We start from the raw sequence: 8,433 nt of genomic DNA on the forward strand, positions 1-8,433 counted from the left end.
ACCTCCTAGTCAAACGCATTGTAACGATAGCAATATTGATAGCTTGATATATTTCCATAATAGCAATCCCCATAGGTCATAACCGACCCAGGCGAGGTACATTCTATATATAGATCCTGGCCTCCAATATTTCCGCCATAAATTACAACATGCCTGACTCCTCTTGCATTCTGATGCCAGAAAACATCCCCTGGCTGCTTTTCTGAACGATCTACTCTATGAAAATACGATGACGATGCATAATCAGCCGTTGTACTGCAATCACTGTCAAAACCAGCACTCCAGTAGCTCCATCTGACAAAGCTGGAACAATCCAGATACTGTCCAACCGTAAAATTATCCGGGCCGGTTCCTGCAAGCGAACGAAGCGGCTGGCTATACTGGAACATACCTACACCCTTTAATGCTGCTTCCACCACTGCAATCCTGTCTTCACTTATTCCCTGGCTTCTTAATTCTGCCAATATCGCCTGTATCTCCGGATTATCCATGCTGCCAAATCCACCATATCCTACTACGATAGATAAGGCTTCTGCCATTCCCATAGCATTTTGATAATCTTCCGGCGACATTTGAAAAACCTGATCCTTAAATTCCTGTTCTCCGGTATACTGGATAAACGTCATTACCTCCAGCTCGTATTTCTGAACCGACTTTTCATTCTCTCCCTCATATTCTGTTTCTATTCCATTATCTGTCGCTGTGGTAATATAATTATTTGTATCATTGATTGCTACCGTTCCTGAAAACGAAAACGCATCCGGAGATAATGCGCTTATATCAGCCGTCTGCGTTCTAAAAAGTAAGTCTTTGTTCTCTTTTATCAGTTTTCGCAATCCTTTTAACGTGGGCGTATTCTTGGTTTCCTCATAATCCTCCGTCAGTGAATCTGCATCATACTCGTCCCAATTTTCATCTTCTTCAATATTGGTGTAATATGACTCATCATGATCTGTACTTTCCTCATCTGCCATAGATGCATTCCACAAATCGTACATTTCCAGCATTCGCATAATGCTTTGATTGATCGCAATCTGGTCATCATCTGAACTATCCCCTACATCATCTCCAAACATTCCGCTATATGTATGCCTAAATGTCAAATCTACTTCATCAGCTCCATCCACATCCAGTGATTCCCATGCATTATGTACGGCCTCCGATATGATGTTATAGTGTCGCTCGGCCTGTTTCCGGCACCTTTTATATGCCTTTTTATAGATTTTCTCAAGCTTCGTCTCATATTCTTCATAATTTGCTTCTATGGACCATGTTCCTTCCTCCCCTGAAAAGAGTTGTGTAAAACACGATGCCAGATTATTTACAACACCCAAGACGCAACATATCAATAAAAGCAACGCAACTCCCATGGCTATAACTGCTAAAAAGACTGCCTCTATCACATGAAGAATCACTTCCGGATTCTTTGCCACCTCTTTAACTGCCCCTGCAATATTACCTGCAGCCAAATTAGCTCCTGCTTTAGCTAATGTTTTCGCATCTTGTGCCGCTGTTTTGGCACCATCAGCCAGATCATCGGCCATATTTTTATTTTCTTCCATACTGCTCATCTTTCTTCGTCTTATTTGAAATCAGTTTATATGCCACCAAAGATGCATTATCCAGTTCTCCAGAATTACGGAAAGCAAATTCGTAGGTTTCGCTTTTATGCAATACTAAATTTTTCATTTCATGCAGGTAAATCAAAACCTCTTTTTCCTCACGCTCATCCCAATACTCCCCAGCCTCGTTTATTGTCATCCGGATCTGATAATTTGTTTTTGGAATTTTCATAGCCTTTCGTATAATATTTCCCTGGATTTCTATATTTTCACACACTCCCCTGCAGATCAGAATTTTTCCCTTTCGATACTGATTATAGAAATCATACATGTTTGCACCGATAGCTGCTATAAAAACAAGAAGCACTATTGCAATTTTCCAGTCCCCATGAATCAAAAAAGATATCATCACCAGACTCAGGATTCCAATCGCTATGACCGGTTTCTGAATCCGATCCTTCACTATTGTCGGTAAATTATTCATATGTCACCTCTCGTTTCTTAGATATAGTCATGTTCACGCAGGAAATCCGTATATGCATCAACCAGATCCTTCGGACTTCCATCTGTTTTATGTCCAGTAGCTTTAGCCCAGTCTTTCAGCACCTCATATGCTGCACTTCCGACATTACCAACTTCTCTAGTGGGCTGCACAGAATTTTCAGATGTTCTCTCCACAAACCGCCATATATTATCCGGATTCTCAGCATATGCCGCATTAGCCTCTGCAACAGCTGCATTAAGCTGATTTTGAGCTTTCTCGTTCGGCACGTACTCCCTGCTGTCTTTCTTATATTCTGTCTCCTGCTGTTCAAATGCTTTCGGTACGTGATCATGGTAACATACAAATTCTTTTCCATCCTCACTTCTGGAATGAGCTAAAGAAGTTATTCCCTCTTCTTCTTTTCCCAGCTTTTCTGCAACACTGTAATTTTTATCACCATTCAGGCTGTAGCAGCTGACTACGTTTCTTGTAACGCTTCCATCTGTACCCTCTTTTTCAAATGTTAAAGAACCTTTTCCCGTATCAGGATTATAGGAGCCACCTGTCAGTTTACCCATGCCTCCAGCTTTGGCTGCATTCACTACATTATCTCCAAATACACCTTTCGCCTGCAGTTCCATATCTTTATTGCTATCAAATGGAATCGCCTGGCTCTCTTTCACATCCATACAATTCGGAATTTTAGAGTGCGGATAACTTGTCTTTCCACTTTTGTCCAATCCTGCTATCGTTCTCATTGCTGTCTGCATTCCTGTGGCTGTTCCCACAACCTGACTTTTAGATGGTGTAGCACTTCTCATCTCACTCGCCACCGCTTTTGCTCCTTTTGCTGAAATAGCAGAAAAGACATGTCCTGCCCCTCCGATGATTCCACCACCAACAACTCCAGCCGGTCCGGCAATTATTCCTCCTATTCCTGCACCTTTAGCAACACTCATAGCCGTTGAAGCAACCCCTTTTCCTGCTGCTTTTATTCCCTGTGCTGCTGTCTTGACCGCACTGTTATTACCTCTCACACTTTTTGCAACACTGTTCGCAGTTGCTTTCATTCCATTTCCAAAATTCTTAACTGCTGCAGAAGCTCTACCCGGTGCTGCTTTTATAGCTCCAGGTACATTCCCGATAAACTGGCCTGCTTTTGCTTTTAATCCAATAAGACCTCCAGCGCCAAATTTCCCTCCAGAATTTGAGCCACCGCCAAATCCCGGAATTCTTCCTGTCATCATCTGTGCTGCTGCTCGATAGTTCGACATAATTTCGGGAATATCTCCCATCATTTTTCCGGATGACATACTGGTTAATCCCCAATTCTGGAGCATCTGCTCCGCATTTTGCACTACTTTCAAATATCCTATCTGCATCATAAAGACAAGTAATATGGATGAGGATGCATCTGTTGCTGCAGCAATAAATCCACCTGCAATATTTACGCAAAATACCCTGATAAACCAAGCATTCAAAATCATTAGAGCCAGCTGTGTCACCATTGTCCTGACATAACTCCAAAATACAAATTGCGTACTGGCGCTCGTTAAAGTACACAGCGTACAGGGACAAAGATACAGCTGCACACAGAAATTAGCATATCTCGAAAAAAGTTGAAACCATACCTTCATAAAATTCCATAGAAGAATGATTACAAGAATGATCACAAATACGCTGCCAATAAAAATTTTGATACCTACAATTCTTTAACACCTAACTGGTATTATAAAGTGTTACGATAAAATCCGCAATGCCTTGATTTTACTACAGTTTTGGCAAGTGAGCTTTCCCTTAGACTTTCCCTTATGTTATATCCTTTTCCCTTGTGTTACGACACCTCATAAGGGCAAAAACAAGGGAAGCAAAATCCGGTAACAGCTAATAACATTATATAAATCACATAATCGGCTGGAACTGGTCAAGATGCTTCTACAACTGAAACAGATAAGAGAAAGGACTTTGCAATATGAATATCGTTCATGCAGAATATAATAAATATCACAACATCATAGACATCAATTATTACAATGGCTACATACTTCGGATTGACTGTGGCAAGGCAGAAGATGGATTGATTACTACTCCTAACTCTCAACGAATGTTGGATGCACTGGCGATTGACAATCCACTAGAATATGCCCGTTTGTATCTTGATTCAGAAATGCAAGATTGGGTGAATGCGATGAATATGGAATGGTATAGCACTTGATAAAAGAACATAAAAATGAGAAGAAATCTGTCAAAAGTATTTCTATAAAATACGATATTTCTTTAGCCCTTCCATAAATAATGAAATAGAGCCGATAACTCACAATCGAAATAACGAGTGATTCATCGGCTCTATATTTTATGGTTATGGATATCATGAGTATCGCTTTATATGCAATTGCTATTTTGTTAATTCCCAATATTTATGACCCATAAAGAAGATTGTTAATTCGTTTTGATCTACTTCTATCTCAAAATTCACGCTATTATCTCTCTGTTCCACAAAAATCATATTTGAGGAAGATATGCTATATAATGCATTGCCACAGGTAATACCCAATTCGGGCATATCTTTGTTTACAACAAGTCCTCCATTTTCTTGAAAGGTAAACACTTCCTCTGCATTTGCATTCTTCCATGTACCAATAATATTTTTTTTATTCTGAATGTGCTTTATTTTTCCAACACATACAACGATAAGTATAGCTACACTTACAATTAAAGCAATGCCTACAACACTCTTTGCCAATTTCTTTTTATTCAATTTCTATTATCTCCATTTTTAGTTTCTTTAAGATTGAATGATTCCATATTGCTTAATTCAGTATCTCCATGAATTTCTAACATTGATACGCTTCTCACAGGAAATAGAATAGGAGAGATTCATTCATAAATAATTAAATCATTCATACTTACCTGAATTTGTAATGTTTTTCCATATTTTCTCATAATTATCTACTATAGTTTTTTCTGAGGTCAAAAATGCAAACATAGATATACTTGAATAGAGAGTTTCCGCCGAATCAAAAACCACACAACTTTCATCATGAGTTAGATTTCTCTTTGAATATATTTCCGATACAGGCATAAATGAATTTTCTTCCTCTTTGGTGTATTTATACCCATCAATACATCCTAGATTTTTTAAAAATATTAAATAAGTATCTTCGGTCTTCAGATATTGCCATCCGTTAGTGTAAAATTCTTCACCTCTAACAAATGATACAGGTTCTATAATGTAAATACAGTCACCTACTGAAAGATTAGCAGAATTATCCTTATAGATTTCCTCTATTTTTACCATTGTTTTTGTTGATCGTAAACTCATTTCACGAGAATTTGTTACAGTTATACGAGCTATTAAAGAAGAATCTTTTTCCATATCATCCAATGAGTAATTACTTTCATTGTTAAAGTAAGAAGTTTTCTGCCCTCCTGTATAGAAAATTTCCATAGCTGTATTTTCTGATAAAGCAATATCAGGATCATGAACCCCTGTAGTTGTTTTTATCCCAGTCTTTCCATAGAATAAGGCTGTCACCATACAAATGATTACAACACAGATAGTTAATACAAATTTCTTCATTACATCAACTCCTTAATTTTACCAAATTCCATGCATATCTTCTCATCCGCTAATATTTCAATATCTTCTTTATTATGGCTTGTCAGTATAGTAATGGTATCATTCTTTTTTTCTTCCAATATACGTTCACGAAATAAATCAATGCTATGCTGATCCAATGCGTTAGTTGGCTCATCCAAAAGCAAAATTTTTGGATGTTCCATCAGTGCTTGACAAAGAGCTAGTTTTTGACGCATTCCTAATGAATATTTATTTACTTTTTTCTTTGATTTGGGATCAAGACCAAAGTATATCATTATTTCATATATTTCTTCATCTGATACAATTCCTTTTATATTGGAAAGCATTTTCAAATTTTCAAATCCTGAATACATACTCCAAAAAGAAATATTTTCAATAACAGCTCCTAAATCTGGTAAAACATCCATATCTTTATGTAATGCCTTGTGATTATATTTTATGTATCCTTTGTCTGTATTTATAAAACCTGCAATGGCTCTGAGTAGCATTGTTTTACCTGAACCATTTTTACCATATATTCCATATATTTTACCAGATTCAAATGTATAACTGATATCATCAAGCACTTTTTCACCTTTAATTGACTTTGAAATAGATTTTACATATAAATTCATGGATATCATTCACCTCACAATATTTGTTTTTTTTCGCAAAGAAATTTACCTATCCACACCAAAACAGCGGATGATATAACTGAAATGAGACAGCTTGACTTAAAATTCAATAAATCTATATTGCTTGTAGTCCATTCGTAATTTTCTTCGACATAATATATAATAAGCTTGTTATGCCAATTAAATAAAGGAATATGTAGCAAGGAATAATGCCAAATTTTCCATATAACATTTCCCATTGAAAAATAAAATCCACACACCATTACTGGAATAAAAAATACAATAAATGCAACGATGTATCCTATAATTGAATCTTTCCAAAATGAAAACAAATAACTAATCATTTGCAAATGAAAAATCTCTATCAATAGCATAAAAATAACTTTGAAATCTTCTAAGCCATTAGAGGTATGCTCTACAAAAAGAAAAAACAAATAATCGGAAACAACTACAATACAGTCACGTAATATCATTTTTATTAATATATCCTTATAAATTATGTGTTTTTTCCCATAACGAGGAAGTAGAATTACCATGTTATCATTTGCATCATTAAATAAGTCCATTGTAAGATAACAAATCTCAAGGATAAACAAAATCGCAAAAAATGATAAAGATATAAGGTCAAACGAATGATCTATTAGTATTCCCCCAAAATATATTTGTGAACGTACTCCTTCTGTTATTGTAACCAGACTATTATGAAACCCCAAGTACACATTAGCATAAAAATATCTAATTACAAATGTTATAAGTGATACTAGTAAGCATTTTCCAACATTAACATTCAAAATTTTTTTCTTATATAACTTCATAATTTTTTATTTTTCTCTGTATAATGCCAATACTTAATCCAAAAATAAGCAATATCAGAACAATTTCTCCTATTATATTTCCATGAACATTAGGCATAATATAACCTTGTATAGAGAATTCATTTAGCCCAAAGACAGAAACAATCAAATTAAAAACAATATAGAATATAAACAAAGCACCAGGTATCTTTGCGAAATATAGAACTTTCATTTTGTTATAATATGAAAGAGCATAAGCTAAGATAGCTAATCCCGAGCCAAAAATTCCGTAATTAAAAATGTATATTAGATTATATAAAGTTGGATGTTGCAATCTCACCATATCAAGAAAATTGTCAGCGTTATATGATACCAAACCTATAGCGTAATCAGGTTCTCCCCAAGCACTGTCATATCCATGTATTGGATATGTCAAGTGGCATAATAATAAATTTATGAGCATTGGTATTGTTATTGTCAAAAAGGTTACAATCAGAATGCCAAATAATTTTCCTGCTAAATATTTCTTTTTCCCGATTCTTTGAATAAGTAGGATTGAACTATTGCTTTTTTCTTCTCTTATTAAGGAAAGTGATGCAATAATTGTTGCATAAACAGGCAATAACAGATACATTATATATGGAATATATGCCGCTTCAGTGCCCTGTAATACGAAATTTTCATTTGCTGAACGAATAAATTGATAACTTTTTCCTATATCATTTTTTACACATAAAATATACGAAGCAATATTTAAAATCATTAGAGCAATAAAAACAACTTTATATTCTGCACGATCAATACAATGTTTGATTTCTATAAGAACCATTTTTTTCATAATCTTTACCAAAAGGGCATAAACCCACGAAGAGGTTTATGCCCATCCCTTCTGTTATCTAAAATCTACATTTCCACTTACAAATGCAGTTGATAATTGAGATTGATAATTTTCCATTCCCATACCGACCTGTGTGTTAGTAGAATTATAACCGCTCTTGGTAAAGATTAAATTACAAGATCCTGTTCCAACACCCTGCTTATACTTATTAGATATTTTACTCTTGCTGTTATTGACAGCCCAGAAATTTGCGTAAGAGGTATTGGTAATTGCTGTTACCTCATTTGTGATGTAATCATCGGATGTTGTTTTTGCATGCATAGAGGTAAAGTTATTAGTCTTATTCAGTTTAAGTGCATAAGCGGTGTAAGATGCCGCCTGAGAATATGCTGCTGAAGAAAGAAATACACATCCTGCACAAAACAAACCAATACCTACTTTTGCAATCTTCTGTTTTAAACTTTTTAACATCATAGTCAATTCCTCCCAATCTTATTTTTTTAACTGCGTTGGTACTTTTGGTTCATACAACAAACCACG

The 8,433-nt window shown here is 35.6% G+C and carries 10 protein-coding genes; 1 reads left to right on the forward strand and 9 read right to left on the reverse strand.

Annotated elements, in window-relative coordinates; translation table 11 throughout:
• Positions 1 to 5: 5 nt before the first annotated feature.
• From OCV63_RS01960 to OCV63_RS01970, 3 genes are read right to left on the reverse strand one after another with little or no spacing between them, the layout of a single operon-like run.
• Complete coding sequence (locus tag OCV63_RS01960) at positions 6 to 1,562, reverse strand: C40 family peptidase (protein ID WP_262670596.1); 1,557 nt, start codon at positions 1,560 to 1,562, stop codon at positions 6 to 8.
• Positions 1,549 to 2,046, reverse strand: coding sequence for a hypothetical protein (locus OCV63_RS01965; RefSeq protein ID WP_158361761.1), 498 nt, complete (start codon positions 2,044 to 2,046; stop codon positions 1,549 to 1,551). The genes OCV63_RS01960 and OCV63_RS01965 overlap by 14 nt, the downstream gene beginning before the upstream one ends.
• Positions 2,047 to 2,063: 17 nt before the next feature.
• On the reverse strand, positions 2,064 to 3,554 hold the full coding sequence (locus OCV63_RS01970; protein ID WP_158361762.1) for a hypothetical protein: 1,491 nt from the start codon (positions 3,552 to 3,554) through the stop codon (positions 2,064 to 2,066).
• 464 nt (positions 3,555 to 4,018) lie between these two features.
• Between OCV63_RS01970 and OCV63_RS01975 the strand changes: the two genes are divergently transcribed.
• Entirely contained in the window at positions 4,019 to 4,261 is a 243-nt protein-coding gene (locus OCV63_RS01975; protein ID WP_008397019.1) for a DUF6061 family protein, read from the forward strand.
• 180 nt (positions 4,262 to 4,441) lie between these two features.
• On the opposite strand, the gene OCV63_RS01980 is transcribed toward OCV63_RS01975, so the two are convergent.
• The 6 genes from OCV63_RS01980 to OCV63_RS02005 form a co-directional block, all read right to left on the reverse strand.
• Positions 4,442 to 4,804, reverse strand: coding sequence for a hypothetical protein (locus tag OCV63_RS01980; RefSeq protein ID WP_008397018.1), 363 nt, complete (start codon positions 4,802 to 4,804; stop codon positions 4,442 to 4,444).
• Positions 4,805 to 4,942: 138 nt separating this feature from the next.
• Positions 4,943 to 5,626 carry a hypothetical protein gene (locus OCV63_RS01985; protein ID WP_008397017.1) on the reverse strand — a complete coding sequence of 228 codons (684 nt, stop codon included), beginning with the start codon at positions 5,624 to 5,626 and terminating at the stop codon, positions 4,943 to 4,945.
• A complete protein-coding gene (locus OCV63_RS01990; RefSeq protein WP_015559483.1) occupies positions 5,626 to 6,261 on the reverse strand; it encodes an ABC transporter ATP-binding protein in 636 nt (211 codons plus the stop codon). The genes OCV63_RS01985 and OCV63_RS01990 overlap by 1 nt, the downstream gene beginning before the upstream one ends.
• Before the next feature lie 14 nt (positions 6,262 to 6,275).
• Positions 6,276 to 7,076 carry a hypothetical protein gene (locus tag OCV63_RS01995; protein WP_008397014.1) on the reverse strand — a complete coding sequence of 267 codons (801 nt, stop codon included), beginning with the start codon at positions 7,074 to 7,076 and terminating at the stop codon, positions 6,276 to 6,278.
• Positions 7,063 to 7,893, reverse strand: coding sequence for an ABC transporter permease subunit (locus tag OCV63_RS02000; RefSeq protein WP_008397012.1), 831 nt, complete (start codon positions 7,891 to 7,893; stop codon positions 7,063 to 7,065). Before OCV63_RS02000 ends, OCV63_RS01995 begins: the two co-directional genes overlap by 14 nt.
• A gap of 54 nt (positions 7,894 to 7,947) precedes the next feature.
• Positions 7,948 to 8,367, reverse strand: coding sequence for a hypothetical protein (locus tag OCV63_RS02005; protein WP_008397010.1), 420 nt, complete (start codon positions 8,365 to 8,367; stop codon positions 7,948 to 7,950).
• Positions 8,368 to 8,433 lie beyond the last annotated feature (66 nt).

This window comes from Laedolimicola ammoniilytica, from assembly GCF_025567165.1.
In the GTDB taxonomy this organism is placed as follows: domain Bacteria; phylum Bacillota; class Clostridia; order Lachnospirales; family Lachnospiraceae; genus Laedolimicola; species Laedolimicola ammoniilytica.